The 17,634-nt window shown below is 72.3% G+C and carries 20 protein-coding genes; 16 read left to right on the top strand and 4 right to left on the bottom strand.

Annotation, left to right across the window (positions count from 1 at the left end):
• The first annotated feature begins 96 nt into the window (after positions 1 to 96).
• Genes ABZ453_RS41840 through ABZ453_RS41850 form a run of 3 tightly spaced genes read left to right on the top strand, consistent with a single transcriptional unit; the run spans position 97 to position 1,708 of the window.
• Positions 97 to 855: an SDR family oxidoreductase gene (locus tag ABZ453_RS41840; protein WP_359023803.1), complete on the top strand. Its 759-nt coding sequence runs from the start codon at positions 97 to 99 to the stop codon at positions 853 to 855.
• The gene (locus ABZ453_RS41845; protein ID WP_359023805.1) at positions 855 to 1,250 is read left to right on the top strand and encodes a SchA/CurD-like domain-containing protein; all 396 of its coding nucleotides are present in this window, start codon (positions 855 to 857) and stop codon (positions 1,248 to 1,250) included. The genes ABZ453_RS41840 and ABZ453_RS41845 overlap by 1 nt, the downstream gene beginning before the upstream one ends.
• On the top strand, positions 1,247 to 1,708 hold the full coding sequence (locus ABZ453_RS41850) for a DUF1772 domain-containing protein (protein ID WP_356772599.1): 462 nt from the start codon (positions 1,247 to 1,249) through the stop codon (positions 1,706 to 1,708). Before ABZ453_RS41845 ends, ABZ453_RS41850 begins: the two co-directional genes overlap by 4 nt.
• 60 nt (positions 1,709 to 1,768) lie before the next feature.
• On the opposite strand, the gene ABZ453_RS41855 is transcribed toward ABZ453_RS41850, so the two are convergent.
• Complete coding sequence (locus ABZ453_RS41855) at positions 1,769 to 2,149, bottom strand: SchA/CurD-like domain-containing protein (protein WP_359023807.1); 381 nt, start codon at positions 2,147 to 2,149, stop codon at positions 1,769 to 1,771.
• 894 nt (positions 2,150 to 3,043) lie between these two features.
• Here ABZ453_RS41855 and ABZ453_RS41860 point away from each other — a divergent pair.
• From ABZ453_RS41860 to ABZ453_RS41920, 13 genes are all read left to right on the top strand, one after another.
• On the top strand, positions 3,044 to 3,379 hold the full coding sequence (locus ABZ453_RS41860) for a TcmI family type II polyketide cyclase (protein WP_133048852.1): 336 nt from the start codon (positions 3,044 to 3,046) through the stop codon (positions 3,377 to 3,379).
• Complete coding sequence (locus tag ABZ453_RS41865) at positions 3,376 to 3,810, top strand: cupin domain-containing protein (protein ID WP_133048851.1); 435 nt, start codon at positions 3,376 to 3,378, stop codon at positions 3,808 to 3,810. The genes ABZ453_RS41860 and ABZ453_RS41865 overlap by 4 nt, the downstream gene beginning before the upstream one ends.
• Positions 3,807 to 5,093: a beta-ketoacyl-[acyl-carrier-protein] synthase family protein gene (locus ABZ453_RS41870; RefSeq protein ID WP_133048850.1), complete on the top strand. Its 1,287-nt coding sequence runs from the start codon at positions 3,807 to 3,809 to the stop codon at positions 5,091 to 5,093. Before ABZ453_RS41865 ends, ABZ453_RS41870 begins: the two co-directional genes overlap by 4 nt.
• Positions 5,094 to 5,096: 3 nt before the next feature.
• A complete protein-coding gene (locus tag ABZ453_RS41875; RefSeq protein WP_359023810.1) occupies positions 5,097 to 6,335 on the top strand; it encodes a ketosynthase chain-length factor in 1,239 nt (412 codons plus the stop codon).
• A 99-nt stretch (positions 6,336 to 6,434) separates the two neighbouring features.
• Positions 6,435 to 6,899 carry an SRPBCC family protein gene (locus tag ABZ453_RS41880; protein ID WP_208781012.1) on the top strand — a complete coding sequence of 155 codons (465 nt, stop codon included), beginning with the start codon at positions 6,435 to 6,437 and terminating at the stop codon, positions 6,897 to 6,899.
• Between the two features lie 14 nt (positions 6,900 to 6,913).
• The gene (locus tag ABZ453_RS41885) at positions 6,914 to 7,369 is read left to right on the top strand and encodes an anthrone oxygenase family protein (protein WP_359023813.1); all 456 of its coding nucleotides are present in this window, start codon (positions 6,914 to 6,916) and stop codon (positions 7,367 to 7,369) included.
• Between the two features lie 58 nt (positions 7,370 to 7,427).
• Positions 7,428 to 8,183, top strand: coding sequence for an SDR family NAD(P)-dependent oxidoreductase (locus ABZ453_RS41890; RefSeq protein WP_133048847.1), 756 nt, complete (start codon positions 7,428 to 7,430; stop codon positions 8,181 to 8,183).
• On the top strand, positions 8,183 to 8,497 hold the full coding sequence (locus tag ABZ453_RS41895) for an antibiotic biosynthesis monooxygenase family protein (protein WP_133048846.1): 315 nt from the start codon (positions 8,183 to 8,185) through the stop codon (positions 8,495 to 8,497). Before ABZ453_RS41890 ends, ABZ453_RS41895 begins: the two co-directional genes overlap by 1 nt.
• Positions 8,487 to 8,798, top strand: coding sequence for an antibiotic biosynthesis monooxygenase family protein (locus tag ABZ453_RS41900; RefSeq protein WP_356772589.1), 312 nt, complete (start codon positions 8,487 to 8,489; stop codon positions 8,796 to 8,798). Before ABZ453_RS41895 ends, ABZ453_RS41900 begins: the two co-directional genes overlap by 11 nt.
• Positions 8,799 to 9,187: 389 nt before the next feature.
• Positions 9,188 to 10,066 (top strand): NAD(P)-dependent oxidoreductase, encoded by an 879-nt coding sequence (locus ABZ453_RS41905; protein WP_359023816.1) that lies wholly within the window; start codon positions 9,188 to 9,190, stop codon positions 10,064 to 10,066.
• A 24-nt stretch (positions 10,067 to 10,090) separates the two neighbouring features.
• Positions 10,091 to 11,761 (top strand): FAD-dependent monooxygenase, encoded by a 1,671-nt coding sequence (locus ABZ453_RS41910; RefSeq protein ID WP_359023818.1) that lies wholly within the window; start codon positions 10,091 to 10,093, stop codon positions 11,759 to 11,761.
• A complete protein-coding gene (locus tag ABZ453_RS41915; RefSeq protein ID WP_359023820.1) occupies positions 11,758 to 12,096 on the top strand; it encodes an antibiotic biosynthesis monooxygenase family protein in 339 nt (112 codons plus the stop codon). The genes ABZ453_RS41910 and ABZ453_RS41915 overlap by 4 nt, the downstream gene beginning before the upstream one ends.
• Positions 12,097 to 12,137: 41 nt before the next feature.
• Positions 12,138 to 13,712, top strand: coding sequence for a multicopper oxidase domain-containing protein (locus tag ABZ453_RS41920; protein WP_359023822.1), 1,575 nt, complete (start codon positions 12,138 to 12,140; stop codon positions 13,710 to 13,712).
• A gap of 109 nt (positions 13,713 to 13,821) precedes the next feature.
• Here ABZ453_RS41920 and asnB read toward each other — a convergent pair whose 3' ends face one another.
• The 3 genes from asnB to ABZ453_RS41935 form a co-directional block, all read right to left on the bottom strand.
• On the bottom strand, positions 13,822 to 15,678 hold the full coding sequence (asnB, locus tag ABZ453_RS41925) for an asparagine synthase (glutamine-hydrolyzing) (RefSeq protein ID WP_359023824.1): 1,857 nt from the start codon (positions 15,676 to 15,678) through the stop codon (positions 13,822 to 13,824).
• Positions 15,679 to 15,718: 40 nt separating this feature from the next.
• Complete coding sequence (locus ABZ453_RS41930) at positions 15,719 to 17,338, bottom strand: FAD-dependent monooxygenase (protein WP_359023826.1); 1,620 nt, start codon at positions 17,336 to 17,338, stop codon at positions 15,719 to 15,721.
• An 89-nt stretch (positions 17,339 to 17,427) separates the two neighbouring features.
• Positions 17,428 to 17,634: adenosylhomocysteinase (locus tag ABZ453_RS41935; RefSeq protein WP_359023828.1), on the bottom strand; the 207-nt coding region annotated here is incomplete at its 5' end.

Below are 17,634 nucleotides of genomic sequence, written 5' to 3' on the forward strand. Positions count from 1 at the left end.
GCCGAGACGTCTGGTCCGCCTTCGCGGGGTCAGGCCGGGCCGGTGGCCGTCGCGCCCGAAGCCTCCGGCCCGGTGCCGTCCGGGCAGGGTGCGCCGGTGGCCGCCCGGTCCGAAACCCCCGGCCGCTTCCCGCCGGGCCGACGGGTGCTGGTCACCGGGGGGACCCGGGGGATCGGGCGGGCGACCGTGCTCGCCTTCGCCCGTGCCGGTGCGCGGCTCGTCGTCGCCCACCGCGGGGACGGCGAGGCGGGGGAGCGGCTGCGGGGTGAACTCGACGCGCTCGGCGCCGAGTTCACCCTCGTCGCGGCCGATCTGACCGGTTCGGCGGGGGCCGCGCGGCTGGCCGACGCGGTGCGGGAGCGGCTGGGCGGTCTGGACGTCCTGGTCAACAACCTGGGCGTCGACGGGCACGTCCCGTTCGAGAAGCTCACCGAGGACGAGTGGCACCGGGTGCTCGACCACAACACCACCTCGGCGTACCTGGTCACCCAGTCCGTGCTCGACCTGCTCGGCGACGGCGCGTCCGTCGTCACCATCGGTGCGTCCGTGGCCCTGCGCGGTCGGCCCCTCGGCGTGCACTACAGCGCCTCCAAGGCGGCCCTGGTCGGCTTCACCCGAGCCCTCGCCAAGGAGCTCGGCGGCCGGGGCATCCGGGTCAACCTGGTCGCCCCGGGCGTCACCGAGACCGAGCCGGGCGGCGGACTGCCGCCCGGGCTCGTCGCCCGCCTCACCGCGTTGACGGCGCTCGGCAGGCTCGGCCGGCCCGAGGACGTCGCCGGGGCGGTGCTCTATCTGGCCGGCGACTCGGCCGCGTACGTCACCGGCACCACCATCGAAGTAGACGGAGGAATCTGATGCCCTACGCCGCCATCACCTACCGGGTCAAGCCCGGTCACGAGGAGGAGATCGCCGAGATCTTCGCCGGTTTCCAGCGGGTGGACACCCCCGACTTCAGCGGCGACGACGGCGACGCCGCCGGGCGGCTGCTCGGCACCGGCGTGTTCATCAAGGACGACGTCCTGGTCCGGGTCATCCACTACGAGGGCGACTTCGCGGCGATCGGCCGGCACATGGCCGCGCAGAAGGGCGTGCACATCCTGGAGACCAAGCTCGCGCCGTACCTGTCCGTGCAGCGCGAGACGGACACCACGACGCCCGAGGGCTTCGCGGCGCACTTCCGCGAGGCCACCATGCGGCCCATCGCGCAGCTGACCGTGGAGAGCCACCCCGCGGGGGCCGGCACGTCATGACCGGGCTCGAAGGCGTTCTCGGGGTCGCCGCGCTGCTCGGCGGCGGCGTCACCGCGGGCGTGCTGTTCGCCGTCGCGCTGAGCGTGCTGCCGGCGCTGTTCGCGATGGAGACCGGCACCTATGTGTACGCGCACAAGCTGCTCGGGCGGAACTGGGACCCCACGATGCCGGTGATCGTGCTGAGCAGCACCCTCGTCAACGCGGTGCTGGCCGTGGTCGCCGGCGGGGCGGCCCGGCCGCTGTTCGCGGTCGCGGCGGTGCTGCTGCTGGGCGTCTCCGGGGTCTCGCATCTGTGCAACGTGCCCATCAACCGGCGGGTCAAGGCGATCGACGACCCGTCCGTCATCCCCGCCGACTGGGAGGACCCGCGGCCGCTTTGGCGCCGCTGGCACCTGCTGCGCACGACCCTGGCGGTGGTGGCGCTCGCCGTCACGGCGGCGGGGGTCACGGCGCTCTGACAGCGCCCCATGGTGCGGCGGCCGTACGTGTGCCCGTACGGCCGCCGCACCATGCCCGTGTCAGGCCGCGCTCGGGATGTCCCGCACCGAGATCTGCGCGACCGTGTTCAGCAGGCTGCGCTTGAAGGTGGCGACGAAGCCCTCCACCGTGTCGGTGTCCCGGGGCTTGCTCAGGTACGGCTTCAGCTTGGCCTCGACCTCGCGCACCCCGGGCTGCGACGCCATGTGCCGGGCCACGGCCTCCAGGTCGCCGGTGTACTCGATGACCCGGACCAGCGTGTCGTCGCGCAGGAAGACGGCGGTGGCCAGGATCGTGCCGGCCGCCTCCCCCCGCTCGTCCTGAACCCGACTGCTCCGCACCCGCTTGAAGTCCCCGAATATCGCGGCGAGTTCGGCCTCGTACCCGGGCTTGATGTCATACGTGATGGCTGCGAACGGCATACCAGTCCCTCACTAGATCGGGGTTGTCCCCGCCACGACACCCCACCCCCCACGAGAACGACTCGAACCGAGCGGGGCGTCACGCTGGCCGCGAGAGCGCTCAGCCGGGTGATGCCGTGGCTCAGGTGGTCACCGGACGTTCCGTCCTGCCCCGCGCGGGGAGCGGCAGGGAGTCGGGGTCGGGGTGCTGGTGGTCTGTCGGCGCGGCGGGCGACCACACGGGGCACCGCCGCCCCGTACGGCTCTCCGCGCTGCCCATGCCACGCTGCCCATGCCACGCTGCCCGGGCCCCAGCACCGTGGGGTGGGCCGCGCTGCCGCGCGTCTCGCGCAGCGGGACGGGAGTCTTCTGCGGCGAGGGCGCTGCGCTGCGTGGGCCGTCCGTGGACCCCGCCTCGTCTTGGGCTGCCCGGGCCCCCGTACCGTGCGGTGGTCCGTGCTCCCGCGCCGGGCGCCCGTACCGTGTGGTGGTCCGTGCTCCTGCGCCTGGCGCCCGTACCGTGTGGTGGTCCGTGCTCCTGCGCCTGGCGCCCGTACCGTGTGGTGGTCCGTGCTCCCGCGCCTGGCGCCCGTACCGTGTGGTGGTCCGCGTTCCCGTGCCTCGCCCCCGCACCGCGGTCCGCGCTTCCGTGCCTCGCTCGTCGCACGGTGTGAGGGGACGCCGTTGCCGCGGAGACGCTCCGGTGCCCGGCCAGGTCGTCCCGTTCCCGTTCCCGTTCCCGTTTGCGTTTGCGTTTCCGTTGCTGTCTCCGTCCGCCGGGCCACGGGGTCTTGTCCGAACAGGCCGGTGCTGCAGGGCGATTCGAGTGGGTCTGTAGTCCGCGGTGGGACGTTCCCCGTCGACCGCCCCGCCGAGGGCCGGTGTTCATCGGGCAACCGGACCAGGAGGTACTCCGTGCACCGCACCCTGATCGTCGCCAAGCTCCGTCCGGACAAGACGGACGACATCGCGAAGATCTTCGACGAGTCGGACGGCACCGAGCTGCCGCACATGATCGGTGTCAGCCGCCGCACCCTGTTCAAGTTCCACGGCCTCTACTTCCACCTGGTCGAGGCCGACGAGGACATCAGCGCGAACCTCTACCGCGCCCGCAGCCACCCGCTCTACGACGACATCAACACCCGGCTCGCGCAGTGCGTGGAGCCCTACGACCCGGACTGGAAGGAGCCCAAGGACGCCATGGCCGAGCCCTTCTACGTCTGGACCAAGGACGGAGGACGGATCCAGTGACCACCGCCATCAGCCGCACCGTGAAGGTGTCGTCGCACGAGGTCGAGGCCAACACCAAGCGCGGGGGCGACCTCCGCGTCACCCTCAGCCCCAAGACCGTGGGCTGCACCTCAGGTTTCGGCGGCGTCATGACCCTCGAGCCCGGTGACTGGGTCACCGAGCACTACCACCCGTACTCCGAGGAGTTCCTGCACGTCATCGACGGCACCCTGGAGATGCGCCTGGACGGGCAGCAGGTCAGCCTCACCGCCGGCGACTCGCTGCTCGTGCCGATCGGCGTCCGTCACCGTCTGGTCAACACCGGTGACATCACCGCCCGTTGCTCCTTCCACCTGTCGCCCCTCGCGCCGCGCCCCGAGCTCGGCCACGTCGACACCGAGCAGGCGCAGCGCCCGGAGCAGTCCAACCCGGACGTGGGTGGGACGCCGTGACCCGTCGGGCCGTCATCACCGGGGTCGGCGCGGTCGCCCCGGGCGGCGTGGGCCGGGAGGCGTTCTGGCGCACGCTGTCCGAGGGCCGTACCGCCACCCGGCTGATCTCGCTCTTCGACGCGGGTGCCTTCCGTTCGCGGGTCGCCGCCGAGGTGGACTTCGATCCGGCCGCCGCCGGCCTGACCCCCCGGCAGATCCGCCGGATGGACCGCGCCGCGCAGTTCGCCGTGGTCAGCGCCCGCGAGGCGGTCGCCGACAGCGGCATCGAACTCGCCGCCCTGGCCCCCGAACGCGTCGCCGTCTCCATCGGCAGCGCCGTCGGCTGCACCATGGGCCTGGAGGAGGAGTACGTCACCCTCTCCGACAGCGGCCGCAAGTGGCTCGTCGACCACGAGTACGGCGTACCGCACCTGTACGGCTACATGATCCCCTCCACCCTGGCGGCCGAGGTCGCCTGGGAGGTGGGCGCCGAGGGCCCGGTCGCGCTGGTCTCCACCGGCTGCACCTCGGGCCTGGACTCCATCGGCCACGCCGTGCAGCTGATCGAGGAGGGCTCCGCCGACATCGCCGTGGCCGGCGCCACCGACGCCCCCATCTCCCCCATCACGTCCGCCTGCTTCGACGCCATCAAGGCGACGACGCCCAACAACGACGACCCGGAGCACGCCTCACGCCCCTTCGACGGGGACCGGGACGGCTTCGTGCTCGCCGAGGGCTCCGCGGTGCTGGTCATCGAGGAGCGCGAGGCCGCCCTCGCCCGGGGCGCCCGGATCTACGCCGAGATCGTCGGCTTCGCCGGGCGCAGCAACGCGTACCACATGACCGGGCTCAAGCCGGACGGCCGGGAGATGGCCGAGGCGATCACCGTCGCCCTCGACCAGGCCAGGCTCGACCCGACCGCCGTCGACTACGTCAACGCGCACGGTTCGGGCACCAAGCAGAACGACCGGCACGAGACCGCCGCGTTCAAGCGGTCGCTCGGCGACCACGCCTACGACATCCCGGTCAGCTCCATCAAGTCCATGGTCGGCCACTCGCTGGGCGCCATCGGCTCCATCGAGGTCGCCGCCTGCGCGCTCGCCCTGGACCGCCAGGTGGTACCGCCGACCGCCAACCTCAAGACCAAGGACCCGCTGTGCGACCTGGACTACGTCCCGGTCACCGCCCGCGAGCACGCCATGGACGTCGTGCTCAGCGTCGGCAGCGGATTCGGCGGCTTCCAGACCGCGATGCTGCTGGCCCGTCCGGGCACCGCGGCGGCCGCGGCCGGAAGGAGTGACTGAGCGATGACCGCGTCCACCTCCACCGCGTCACCCTCCACCGCGACCCCGGTGATCACTGGCCTCGGCATCGTCGCGCCGACCGGCATCGGCGTCGAGGCGCACTGGGCCTCGGTACTGGCCGGCAAGTCGGGCATCGGCCGCATCGAACGCTTCGACCCGACGAACTACCCGGTGCGGTACGCCGGTCAGGTCCCCGGTTTCGACACCGAGGCCGGCGTGCCCAGCCGGCTGATCTCCCAGACCGACCACTGGACCCACCTCGCCTTCGCCGCCGGGGAGGCGGCGCTCGCGGACTCCGGCGCCGACATCGAGGCGATCCCCGAGTACGAGAAGGCGGTGGTCACCTCCTCGTCCTCCGGCGGCACGGAGTTCGGGCAGAAGGAGATGACCGCGCTCTACCAGCACGACCCCACCTGGGTCGGCGCCTACCAGTCGATCGCCTGGTTCTACGCGGCCACCACCGGCCAGCTCTCCATCCGGCACAAGATGCGCGGCCCGTGCGGGGTGCTCGCCTGCGAGCAGGCCGGCGGTCTGGACGCCCTCGGACAGGCGCGCCGGCTCACCCGCAAGGGTGCGCGGCTCGTCGTCACCGGCGGCACCGACGCCTCCCTGTGCCCCTACGGGCTCAGCGCCCAGCTCACCACCGGCAAGCTCTCCCGGGTCCCCGACCCGGAGCGCGCCTATCTGCCCTTCGACGCCGAGGCGTCCGGGTATCTGCCGGGGGAGGGCGGGGCGATCCTCGTCCTGGAGAGCGCCGAAGCCGCCGCCGAGCGCGGCACCGGCTACGGCCGGATCCTCGGCTACGCGGCCGGCTTCGACCCGGCGCCCGAGTCGGGACGGCCGCGCGCGCTGCGCCGTACCGCCGAGGCCGCCCTGCGCGACGCAGGCCTCGCGCCCGCCGACATCGACGTGGTCTTCGCCGACGCCGCCGGACTCGCCGCCGACGACCGTGACGAGGCCGAGGCCATCACCGGCGTCTTCGGCCCGCGTGCCGTCCCGGTCACCGCGCCCAAGACGCTGACGGGACGGCTCTACGGCGGCGGCGCCCCGCTGGACGTGGCCACCGCGCTGCTCAGCCTGCGCCACGGCGTCGTCCCGCACACTGCCGGCGTCCGCGAACCGGCCCCCGGCCTGGAGATCGACCTGGTCACCGACCGGCCCCGGGAACTCCCGCTGCGCCACGCGCTGGTGCTGGCCCGCGGCCACGGCGGCTTCACCTCGGCCCTCGTCCTGGGCCGCTGACACCGGCTCTCGCCCTGGGCCGCTGAGACCGGCCCTCGTCCAGAGCCGCCGACACCGGCCCTCGTCCTGGGCCGCCGACACGGAAGGAACGTACGCATCATGGCCGGACACACCGACAACCACATCGTCATCGACGCACCGCTGGAACTGGTGTGGGAGATGACCAACGACGTGCCCAACTGGCCCGACCTGTTCAGCGAGTACGCCTCCGCCGAGATCCTGGAGCGCGACGGCGACACGGTCGTCTTCCGCCTCACCATGCACCCCGACGAGGACGGCCAGGTCTGGAGCTGGGTGTCGAAGCGCACCAGCTTCCGCGAGACCCGCACCGTGCGCGCCGAGCGCGTGGAGACCGGGCCGTTCGAGTTCATGACCATCTTCTGGGAGTACACCGAGGAGCCCGGCGGCGGGGTGCGGATGCGCTGGGTGCAGGACTTCCACATGAAGCCCGCCGCGCCGGTGGACGACGAGCAGATGACCGCCCATCTCAACCGCAACACCCTGGTGCAGATGGACCTCATCAAGCAGAAGGTCGAAGCCGCGGCGCACGCCGTGGCCCGGTGAGGGAGCGGCCTCTCGTGCTCACCGTCCTCGCCCCGCTGCTCCTGCTGCTCAACGGCCTCGCGGCCGGAGTCATGCTCGGCACCCAGCTCGGCGGCTTCCCCTACATGGCCTCGCTGCCGGTCGACCGCTACGTGTACGCCCACGCCTTCCTCGGACAGCGCTACGACCCCACCATGCCCATCTGCCTGCTCGGCACGGTCGTCCTCGACGTGGTCCTCGCCGCGGGCGCGCCCGACCCGGCCGCGCAGGCGCTGTTCGCCGTGGCGGCGCTGCTCACGGCGACCACCCCGGTCATCGCGATCGTCAAGAACGCGCCGGTCAACCGCTGGATGCGCACGCTCGACCCGGACAACCTGCCCGCCGACTTCGAGGACCCGCGCCCCGAGTGGGGCGCCTGGAACAGTCGGCGCAGCTGGATCACCATCGCCGCCCTCGCCGTCAACTGCACGGCGCTCGGCTTCCTGCTCTGAACCCCACCACCCGCGTTCCGACTTCTGCTCCGACTTCTGCTCCGAAAGGGAACACCCCATGGACCTCGAACTGCGAGGCAAGAAGGCCCTGGTCACCGGCGGCACCCGCGGTGTCGGCCGGGGCGTCGTACTGGCCCTCGCCCGGGCCGGCGTCGACGTCATCACCTGCTACCAGCACCCCAGCGAGTTCGTCAGCAGCCTGGAGGAGGAGCTGAAGGAGACCGGCGGCAACCACCACGTGCTGCGCGCCGACCTCTCGCGGCCCGAGGAGATCGCCGGCCTGCTCACCCGGGTCCGCGAACTGCACGGCGACCGCCTCGACCTGCTCGTCAACAACGCGGGCGCGATCAGCCACATCCCGTACGCCGACCTGTCCCTGGAGGAGTGGCAGCGGATCATCGCCACCAACCTCACCGGCGCCCACCTGGTCATCCAGTACGCGCTGCCGCTGCTCGGCGAGGGCTCCTCGGTGATCTCCATCGGCTCCCGCGCCGTCGACGCCGGAATACCGCTGCGCTCGCACTACACCGCGACCAAGGCCGCCCTCGTCGGTCTGAACCGCTCGCTGGCCAAGGAGTTCGGCGGCAAGGGCATCCGCTTCAACGTCGTCGCCCTCGGCGTCATCGAGACCGAGAACTTCCACGCCATGCCCCAGGACCAGAAGAACCTGATGACCGAGCGCTACGGCGCCAAGACCGCCCTCGGCCGGCTCGGCAAGCCCGACGAGGTGGCCGGTGCCGTCCTGTGGCTGGCCAGCGACCTGTCCCGGTACGTCACCGGCAACACCATCGGCGTCGACGGGGGGATCTCCTGATGGCCTTCCGAGTGATGCTGCGCCTGGAGATCGAGCCCGGCAAGGACGCGGAGTTCGAGCAGGCGTGGCTGGCCGGCACCGACGCGGTCACCGGCCACCCCGCCAACCTCGGCCAGTCGCTGGCCCGCGAGCCGGACGGCACGTACGTCATCATCAGCGACTGGGTCGACGAGCCGCGCTTCCGCGAGTTCGAGGACAGCCCCGGCCACCTCGAACACCGCGCCACGCTGCACCCGTTCCGCAAGGGCGGCTCCTTCCACGTCATGGAGGTCCAGCACGCCATCCGGGGCAGGGCGGCCGCCGATGCCCGGTGAGGTGCGGGTGCTGGTGTACCAGGCGGCCGTCGACGCCGACCAGCTGGACGCGGTCCGCACCGCCTACCACCAGGTCAGCAGGCGGCTTTCGAAGGTGCCCGGGATGCTCGGCAACGAACTGCTGCGCAGCCCGCTGGACCCCACCGCGCTGGCCGTGATGAGCCGCTGGGAGTCGCTGGACGCCTTCCGCGCCTGGGAGGCGGGCGCCGAGCACCGGGAGGACACCGCACCGCTGCGGCCCTACCGCGACACCCGCACCGCCGCCCCGTTCGCCGTCTACGAGGTCGACGCCGCCTACTGAGCGCCCGCCCGCGCACGGCACGCACCGCGCACCACACCGAGAAGAGAACCCACCTTGACTTCTCCCCCAGCTGAAGCAGGGAGATTCTTCCCTCGCGGGTTGAGCTTTCTGCTTCTCAGACAGCAGCTGCCCCGAACCAACGGCAAGGGACGTGGGTACGCCCAGCAGTCTTACGCCAGCTCCACAGACCTGACATCCCGCCAGCCCGGCGGTAGGCCCGGCCAGCTTGGTTATCGCCGACCGGGCGGCATACAAACTACCACTTACCTGCGGGTGGTTGGCGGTGAAAGCCGATCCGCCCTGGCGGCGCATCGGCTTTCCCTGCCCTGCTCCGCAGGAGTCCGTTTCCTCCCCCGCCAGAAGGCGGGGGTATCCACGGAGGAATCCCCATGACCACCAAACCCCAGCTGGCCTTCATCGGCCTGGGCAACATGGGCGGGGGCATGGCCCGGCGGCTGCTGGACACCGGGCACGCGCTCACCGTCTACAACCGGACCGCGAGCAAGGCCGCCCCGCTCGTCGAGGCCGGCGCCAGGCTCGCCGACGCCCCCGAGCGCGCGGCGGCCGGACACGACGTGGTCCTGCTCAGCCTCAGCGACGAGAAGGCCGTCGAGGAGGTCCTGTTCAGCCGGGTCGTGCCGGTCCTCAGGCCCGGCGCCGTCGTCGTCGACACCTCCACCGTCTCACCCGGCTACGCCCGCCAGGCCGCCGACCGGCTCGCCGCGGCCGGCCTGCGCCGCGTGGAGGCCTGCGTCGTCGGCAACCCGCTACAGGCCCGCAAGGGCGAACTGCGCGTGTACGTCGCCGGGGACCCGGCCGACCTGTACCAGGCCCGGCCCGTGCTGGAGGCCATCGGCAGCGAGGTCGTGCACGTCGGCGCGCCCGGCACCGCAGCCAGCCTGAAGCTCATCCTCAACCTGCTGCTCGGCGCCCAGGTCGCCTCCCTCTCCGAGGCCGTGGCCTACGGCACCGCCGCCGGCCTGGACCGCGAACAGCTGATCAGCGTGGTCTCGGCGAGCGGGTTCAGCTCGATGGTGATGCGGTTTCGCGCTGATCTGATGCTCAAGCAGGCCTACGAACCCGCCTTCTTCCGTTCCCAGTTGATGGAGAAGGACATCCGGCTCGCCCTGGAGGCCGCCGCCCAGCACGGCACAGCGATGCCGGTGCTTGCCGAAGTGCGCGAGCGGTTCGCCGCGGTGGTGGCGGCGGGCGACGGCGACAAGGACGCCTCCGTGCTCGTGGAGCACAGGCCGCAGCAGCAGCCGTAGCAGCAGTCGAAGGGATGTGACGCAGTGAGCGGTACAGGCCGGAGCGCGCTCCGGAACACGGATGTCCTGGTGGCCGGCTCGGGGCCGGCCGGGCTGGCGACGGCTCTGTTCCTCGCCCGACAAGGAGTGGACTGCTACCTGCTGGGCGGCCGGCGGGAGCGGCTCCGGCCGCCGCGCATCCTCGGCGTCCACCCCCGCGCCATGGAACTGCTGCGCTCCCTCGGGGTGGAGCGGGAGGTGCGGGACCTGCCGTCGGCGCGGGCCCTGAAGGACAACTCCGGCATCATCGCCGTGGAGTCGCTGGCCGGACACGAACTGGGCGCCCTGGACGCCAAGTACGTCGTCGACGTCAACACCGACCTGGGCAGCCTCTCGCCCACCAGCTGGTGCCTGTGCGAGGAGGGCGAGCTGGAACAGGCCCTGCGGGAGCGGGCCGAACGGCTGGGCGTACGGATGCGGCCCGACGCCGAACTGGTCTCCTTCGAACGGGACGGCTGGGGCGACGACGGGATCTCGGCGGTGGTCCGCGACCGGGACACCGGCGCCGAACACCGCATCAGGGCCTGCTGTCTGGTCGACGCGGGCGGCACCGGCGGCACCGTGCGCGAGCAGCTGGACATCGGCTTCGACGGCCGCACCCTCGGCCACTTCGTCACCGTCCGCTTCACCGCCGACCTCACCGGCGAGCTGCGGGGCCGCCGGTTCATCATGGCCCACGTCGACAACCCCGACGTACGCGGCTCGTTGATGCCGCTGGACAACCGCGCCGACTGGCTGCTGCATCTGCGCCATGACCCGGAGCAGGAGCCCGCCGCCCGGTTCACCGAGGAGCGCTGCGCCGACCTGGTACGGGCGGCCACCGGCCTGGCGGATCTCGAACCACGCATCGAGAGCGTCAGCGCCTGGACCGGGGAGGCGAGGGTCGCCGACCGGTTCCGCGAGGGCCAGGTGTTCCTCGTCGGGGACGCGGCCCATGTGATGCCACCCAGCGGCGGCTTCGACGCCGGCACCGGCATCATCGACGCCCACAACCTGGCCTGGAAGCTCGTCGCCGTGCTGGACGGCTGGGCCCACCCCGACCTCCTCGACTCCTACGACGAGGAGCGGCGCCCGGTGTGCGCGGCCACCGTCGAACAGGCGGTGCTGCGGGCCAAGGACCGCGCCCGGCTGCTGGCCGCCTACCCCGACCCCGCCGACCCCGAGCTGGTCCAGGACCCGCTGGTGTGGCTCGCCGCCCGCTACCGGTCGATGGCGGTGATGCCCTGGGACGAGGGCATCCTGCCCGGCTACGGACCCTGGGCCGCCGAGAACGACGGCCGGCCCGGCAGCCGCGCCCCGCATCTGCGGCTGCGCCACGGCGGGTCCGAGATCTCCGTGCACGACCTGTTCGGCCGCTCGATGGTGCTGCTCACCGGCCCCGACAACCGCCCCTGGAAGGAGGCCGCCCGCTCGGTCTCGGCCGAACTGGGCACCCCCGTCCAGGTCTACGGCGTCGGCACCGACCTGGAGGACCTCGACGACCGCTGGCCCGAGCTGTACGGCGTCACCGCGCAGGGCGCCGTCCTGGTCCGGCCCGACGGGGTGGTCGCCTGGCGCTGCACCGAGGCGCCGATCTTCACCCGCACCGTGCTGCGCGCCATGACCAAGCGGCTGCTCCGGCTGGACGGGCCGCCCGCCGAGAAGGAGATCCGGTGACCGACACCCCCGAGCCGCTGCGGGTGATCCTCCGCATGGAGGTCCACCCCGAGATGACCGCCGACTTCGAACGGACCTGGCTGTCCATCGGGCGGGCCATCGCCCAGGAACCCGCCAACCGTGGCCAGACCCTCGTCCGGTCCACCGAGGAGGAGGCGGTGTACTTCGTCATCACCGACTGGGCCGACGAGCCCGCCTTCCGCGCCTTCGAGGTCAGCCACCGCCACACCCTGCACCGGCAGCGGCTCAAGCCCTACCGGCGCGGCGGCGACATGGCCGTCACCGAGGTCGTGCACCGGCTCGAGCCGGCGTCGAGCAGCGCTCAGTCGGCCTGACCGAGGGTGGGGTCACCGAGACCCGACCCGAGGACCTCTCCATGACGCCAGCACTCCGCCTCCCGCGCCGACGGTTCGTCCTCGGCGCGGGAGGCGTCGCCGTGGCCGCGGGCGCCGGCTGGGGTGCCACGTTCCTGACCGCGTACCAGAGCCGCAAACGCAGCAACGTGGGACAGCTGTCCTTCCGCAACCGCCTCCGCGTCCCCGGCCTCCTCGACCCGAGGCCGTCCGCCGACGGCAGCCGGCACTACGCGCTCACCCTCGCCGCCGGCACCAGCCACCTCCTGCCCGGGAAGAGCACCCCCACCTGGGGCGCCAACGGCCCCTACCTCGCGCCCACTGTGCGGGCCCGGCGCGGCGACCGCGTCGCCGTCACCGTGCGCAACCGCCTCCCCGAGGCCACCACCCTGCACTGGCACGGCATGCTGCTGCCCGCCGCCATGGACGGTGGCCCGCACCAGATGATCGACCCCGGCGCCGACTGGCACCCCGCCTGGACGGTCCACCAGCCCGCCGCCACCCTCTGGTACCACCCGCACCCGCACGGCTCGACCGGCACCCACGTCTACCGCGGCGTCGCCGGGATGATCATCCTCGACGACGAGCACTCCCGGCGCGCCGAACTGCCCGCCGAGTACGGCGTGGACGACGTCCCCCTGGTCATCCAGGACAAGAACTTCCACGCCGACGGCACCCTCGACTTCACCGAGACCAAACTCGCCGAGTCCGTCGCCGGCGTCGACAACCTGGGCGTCCTCGGCGACACCATCCTCGTCAACGGCACCTACGACCCCTACTTCACCGTCACCACCCGCCGGGTGCGGCTGCGGCTGCTCAACGGCTCCAACGCCCGCTTGTACTGGCTCGGCCTCACCGACGGACGCACCTTCCACCAGGTAGCCACCGACGCCGGACTCCTCGCCCGGCCCCGCGCCCTGGACCGGCTGCTGCTCGCACCCGGCGAACGCGCCGAGATCGTCGTGGAGTTCAAGCCCGGCGAGGAGACCGTGCTGCGCAGTTTCGAGCCCGCGCTCGACCTCGGCTTCCCCACCGAACGCTTCATGGGCGGCGACGACACCTTCGACATCATCGCCCTGCGCGCCGCCCGCCGACTGCGCCCATCACCCCCGCTGCCCACCCGCCTAGACGGCGCGGCGGCCCCCGTCGAGGCACCGGCCGACGCCCGGCGCAGGCACTTCGAGTTCACCGGCCTGCAGATCAACCACGAGACGATGGAGATGACCCGCGTCGACGAGGTCGTGCCGGCCGGCGCCACCGAGATCTGGGAGATCGAACGTGGCGACGAGTGGGTGCACGTCTTCCACGTCCACGGCGCCGTCTTCCACCTCCTCGACATCAACGGCAAACAGCCCCCGGCCTACACCCGCGGCCCCAAGGACACCGTCTATCTGCACGAGTTCGGCACCCACCGGCTCGCCGTACGGTTCGACACCCTCACCGACCCGGTGACGCCGTACATGTACCACTGCCACGTCCTGCGCCACGAGGACCAGGGAATGATGGGCCAGTTCACCGTCGTACGGCCCGGCACCGAGGCGAGCGCGCCGCGCACCCTGTACGGCAACGGGGACGGGGACGCCATGCACCACCACTGAACCACCGCTGAGCCCCGTCGGGTTGAGGGACCCGGAGGGAGCGGGGTGCGGGAAAGGACGAGGGCTCCGGGACGACACCGTCCCGGAGCCCTCGTCCGTCACCCGCCGCTCACAGCACCAGGCGGATCCCGTAGCGCCGCAGCCACGTGTTCAGCTGCAGCGGCAGCTCCACATTGGCCCGCCGGGCCCAGCGGTTCAGCCCCTCCGGGTCCTTCAGCGTCGCCCGCACCGCGGCCACGTCCAGCAACGGCAGCACCGGCGCCCGCGGATCGTCCAGCAGGGCGTGCATCTCCGCGCGCAGCGCCTGCTCGTAGCCCGGGTCGAGGGTGACCGGGTAGGGCGTCTTGCGCCGCTCGATCACACTCTGCGGCAGCACATGCCGTACGGCGGCCCGCAGCAGGCTCTTCTCCCGGCCGTCGAAGTTCTGCAGCTCCCAGGGCAGGTTGTAGGCGTACTGCACCAGCCGGTGGTCGCAGTACGGCATCCGCACCTCCAGGCCCACCGCCTTGAACAGCCGCTCGGTGTGCCCGTTCTGGTTCTCCATGAAGTTGGTCAGATGCACCCAGCACAGCTCCCGCATGTGCCGTTCCTGCTCCGACATGCCCGGCAGATGCGGGGCCTCGGAGACCGACTCGCGGTAGCGCTGGGCCGCGTAGTCCAGCGGGGCCAGGTCCTTCAGCAGCGACTCGTCGAACAGACCGCAGCCCAGACCCTTGGCGTCGTCGCGCACCACCCCGCGCGCCACCCACGGGAAGGTGTCCATCCGCGACTCCACCGGGTCCCGGTTCCAGGCCACCCCGTGGAACAGCGAGTCGGCGGCCTCACCGGTGAGCACCACCTTCGTGTCGTGCTCGCCCACCGCGCGGGCCAGCAGATACAGCGAGGTGTTCATGTCGCCCAGCGGCGTCGGGTAGTCCTTGGCGCGCAGCACCTGCCAGCGCGCCACCTCGTCGCTGAGCTCCGCCGGGTCCAGGACCACCCCGGTGTGGTCGGTGTCCAGGTGCCGCACCACGTCGGCCGCGTAGGGGGCGTCCGGGGACTGCCGGGTGTCGGTGGCTTTGAAGTTCTCCGAATGCCGGGCGAAGTCCACGGTGAAGGTACGGATCCGCCGCCCGGTCCGCGCCAGCTCCTGGCCGGCCAGCCCCACCACGCCACTGGAGTCCAGACCGCCCGACAGCAGCGAACCCACCGGCGCCTCGGTGCGCAGGTTGCGCTCGATGCTCTCCTCCAGCAGCCCGCGAATGGTGTCCACGGTGGTGTCGAGGTCGTCGGTGTGCTCGGCCGCGTCCACCCCCCAGTACCGCGTGCGCCTCGTGCCGCCCGCGCTCACCACCAGGTGGTGCCCGGCCCGCAGCCGGTGCATCCCGCGGAACGGCGCCACATGCGGCGTACCGGAGTAGGTGAAGATCTCCTGCAGCCCCTCCGCGTCCACCTCCGGCTGGACCTGCGGATGCGCCAGGATCGCCTTCGCCTCCGAGCCGAACACCAGCCCCGTCGCGGTGGGGTAGTACAGCAGCGGCTCCACACCGAGCCGGTCGCGCACCAGGAACAGCTCCTCGCGGCGCGCGTCCCACACCACACCGGCGAAGGTGCCCTCCAGCCGCTGCGCGGCCCCGGCACCCCACTCCAGATAGGCGTGCAGCAGCGTCTCGGTGTCGCCGCGGTACCGGAAGCGGTGGCCGCGCCGGGACAACGTGCCGCGCAGCTCCTCGTGGTTGAGGATCGAGCCGCTGTGCGCGGCCACCGCCACGACCCGTCCGTCGTGCTCCAGGGCGACCGGCTGCCGCCCGCCGCCCGCCAGGTCGAACACCGCGAGATGCCGGTGGCCCAGGGCGGCGCGCGGACTCGTCCACACGCCCTCGCCGTCGGGGCCGCGCAGGGCCATCGTCGCCGCCATGGCCAGGACGGTGCTGCGTTCTCGGGTCAGATCCCGGGACCAGTCCACCCAGCCGGTGATTCCAGACATGCTCTCTCCCTCGTCGTGTCGCGGAGTGCGGCGGGGCCGGTCACCGCACCAGCAGCGCCTTGAGTACGTCGTCGAGTTCGGCCCCGGGCTCGTCCCGCGCGGCGGGGGAGCGCCAGGCCACCACCCCGTCGGGGCGCACCAGCACCGCGCCGTCCGCGCCCACGCCGTACACCTCGGCCCAGCCGCCCGACGGGTCGCGCAGTTCGTCACCGATCCGCAGGACGTCGAGGCTGATGCCCGCGCGGTCCGCCGCGGCCCGGGCGGCGTCCGTCCAGGACCCGGCCTCCGGCCCGGCGAGCAGCACCGGCGCCCGGGTGAACAGGTCCAGCGTGGAGACTTCCCGACCGTCCTGGACGAGCGGGACGTGCGGGGCGCGCGTGCCGGGCAGTCCGCGCGGGTCGCCGTTCCACACACCGTCCGGCACGCTGTCGCCGGGCGTCGGCAGCACCGCGCCGGACCGGTACTGCCAGCCGAACCAGATCTCGGTGTCGGCGTGGATCGCCGGGTTGGCGGGCGCGGGCTCCTTCGCCGCGAGTCGCGGACGGTCCTGGGACCGCAGCACCGCCTGCTCGACGGTGGCCGCGCACACCGGCCGCCGCTCGGCGTCATAGCTGTCGAGCAACCCGGTACCGGCCTCGCCGCGCAGCACCGCCGCCAGTTTCCACGCCAGGTTGTGCGCGTCCTGCACACCGGTGTTGGAGCCGAACGCCCCACTGGGCGGCATCACATGGGCTGCGTCGCCCACCAGGAACACCCGGCCCGCGCCGAAGGAGGTCGCGGTCCGCCCGGCGGCTTCCCAGGGGATCGCGCCGAGGACCTTCACCTCCAGCTCCGGCACCCCGGCCGCGGCCCGCACCAGCTCCCGGCACCGCTCGTCGGTGAAGGAGGCGACGTCCTCGGTGGCCGGGTCGAACACCACGTGCAGCAGCCAGCGCCGCGCGTTGTCCAGCGGCATCAGCGCACCGCGCACCACGTCGTTGAACGTGTAGCACATGATGAACCGGCGCTCGCCGAGCTCCTCGGCGAGATCCGCCTCGAAGTGGATGTTGAGGAAGTGCCCGGTGGTGCCCGGCCCCTCCACCCCGATACCGAGCGCCTCCCGCACCGGACTCGCCGGCCCGTCCGCGCCGACCAGATAGTCGGCGGTCACCGTGCGCACCTCACCGCTCTCCCGGTCCCGCAGCCGGGCCGTGACACCGTCCGCGCCCTGCTCGAAGGACTCCAGCTCGGTGAAGTACGAGAACCGGGCGCCGAGTTCCTCCGCGCGCCGCCGGACCACCGGTTCGAACTCGTCCTGGTGGCACAGGCACCAGCCGCTCGGCGACAGGGCGCTCAGATCGGTGCGTACGTCCATGAAGTACTGCTCGTGCAGGGCGCCCAGCTGGTGCCCGGCCAGCGACTGGGCCGCCAGCACCCCGGTGTTGCGGGCGAGGGCACGGGCCGACTCGGTGGCCCGTACCTCCTCCTCCAGCCCGACCGAGCGCATCAGCTCCATCGCCCGCGGGTTGATGCCCCGCGCACGTGGGTGCGGCGAGATGCCCCGGTGACGCTCCACCACCAGACAGGGCACCTCGTGCCAGGACAGGAACAGGGCGGTGCACAGGCCGGCCAGTCCCGCGCCAGCCACCAGCACCGGAACGTGCTGCTGCTTGTCGGACACGTGCTTCCTCCTCCGAACGGACCTGCGGCTCAGGGTGGGCGCCTCGGGTCGGGGCACGATGGAGGAAGGCTGGACCCGGTATGGGTCGCTCAGTAGCGGTAGTGGTCGGGCTTGTAGGGGCCCTTGACGTCGACGCCGATGTAGGCGGCCTGCTCCGGGCGCAGCGTGGTCAGCTTCACGCCGAGGGCGTCCAGGTGGAGACGGGCGACCTTCTCGTCCAGGTGCTTGGGCAGCGTGTACACACCCGTCGGGTAGGCGTCGGGCTTGGTGAACAGCTCGATCTGGGCCAGCGTCTG

Source organism: Streptomyces sp. NPDC005799, from assembly GCF_040630525.1.
Classification (GTDB): domain Bacteria; phylum Actinomycetota; class Actinomycetes; order Streptomycetales; family Streptomycetaceae; genus Streptomyces; species Streptomyces griseorubiginosus_B.

Bases quoted from the DNA above. Each gene is read 5' to 3' on its own strand.
- ABZ453_RS41875 (WP_359023810.1), top strand. From the start codon at position 5,097: ATGACCGCGTCCACCTCCACCGCGTCACCCTCCACCGCGACCCCGGTG.
- ABZ453_RS41890 (WP_133048847.1), top strand. From the start codon at position 7,428: ATGGACCTCGAACTGCGAGGCAAGAAGGCCCTGGTCACCGGCGGCACC.
- ABZ453_RS41850 (WP_356772599.1), top strand. From the start codon at position 1,247: ATGACCGGGCTCGAAGGCGTTCTCGGGGTCGCCGCGCTGCTCGGCGGC.
- ABZ453_RS41895 (WP_133048846.1), top strand. From the start codon at position 8,183: ATGGCCTTCCGAGTGATGCTGCGCCTGGAGATCGAGCCCGGCAAGGAC.
- ABZ453_RS41855 (WP_359023807.1), bottom strand. From the start codon at position 2,149: ATGCCGTTCGCAGCCATCACGTATGACATCAAGCCCGGGTACGAGGCC.
- ABZ453_RS41845 (WP_359023805.1), top strand. From the start codon at position 855: ATGCCCTACGCCGCCATCACCTACCGGGTCAAGCCCGGTCACGAGGAG.
- asnB (WP_359023824.1), bottom strand. From the start codon at position 15,678: ATGTCTGGAATCACCGGCTGGGTGGACTGGTCCCGGGATCTGACCCGA.
- ABZ453_RS41880 (WP_208781012.1), top strand. From the start codon at position 6,435: ATGGCCGGACACACCGACAACCACATCGTCATCGACGCACCGCTGGAA.
- ABZ453_RS41905 (WP_359023816.1), top strand. From the start codon at position 9,188: ATGACCACCAAACCCCAGCTGGCCTTCATCGGCCTGGGCAACATGGGC.
- ABZ453_RS41920 (WP_359023822.1), top strand. From the start codon at position 12,138: ATGACGCCAGCACTCCGCCTCCCGCGCCGACGGTTCGTCCTCGGCGCG.
- ABZ453_RS41900 (WP_356772589.1), top strand. From the start codon at position 8,487: ATGCCCGGTGAGGTGCGGGTGCTGGTGTACCAGGCGGCCGTCGACGCC.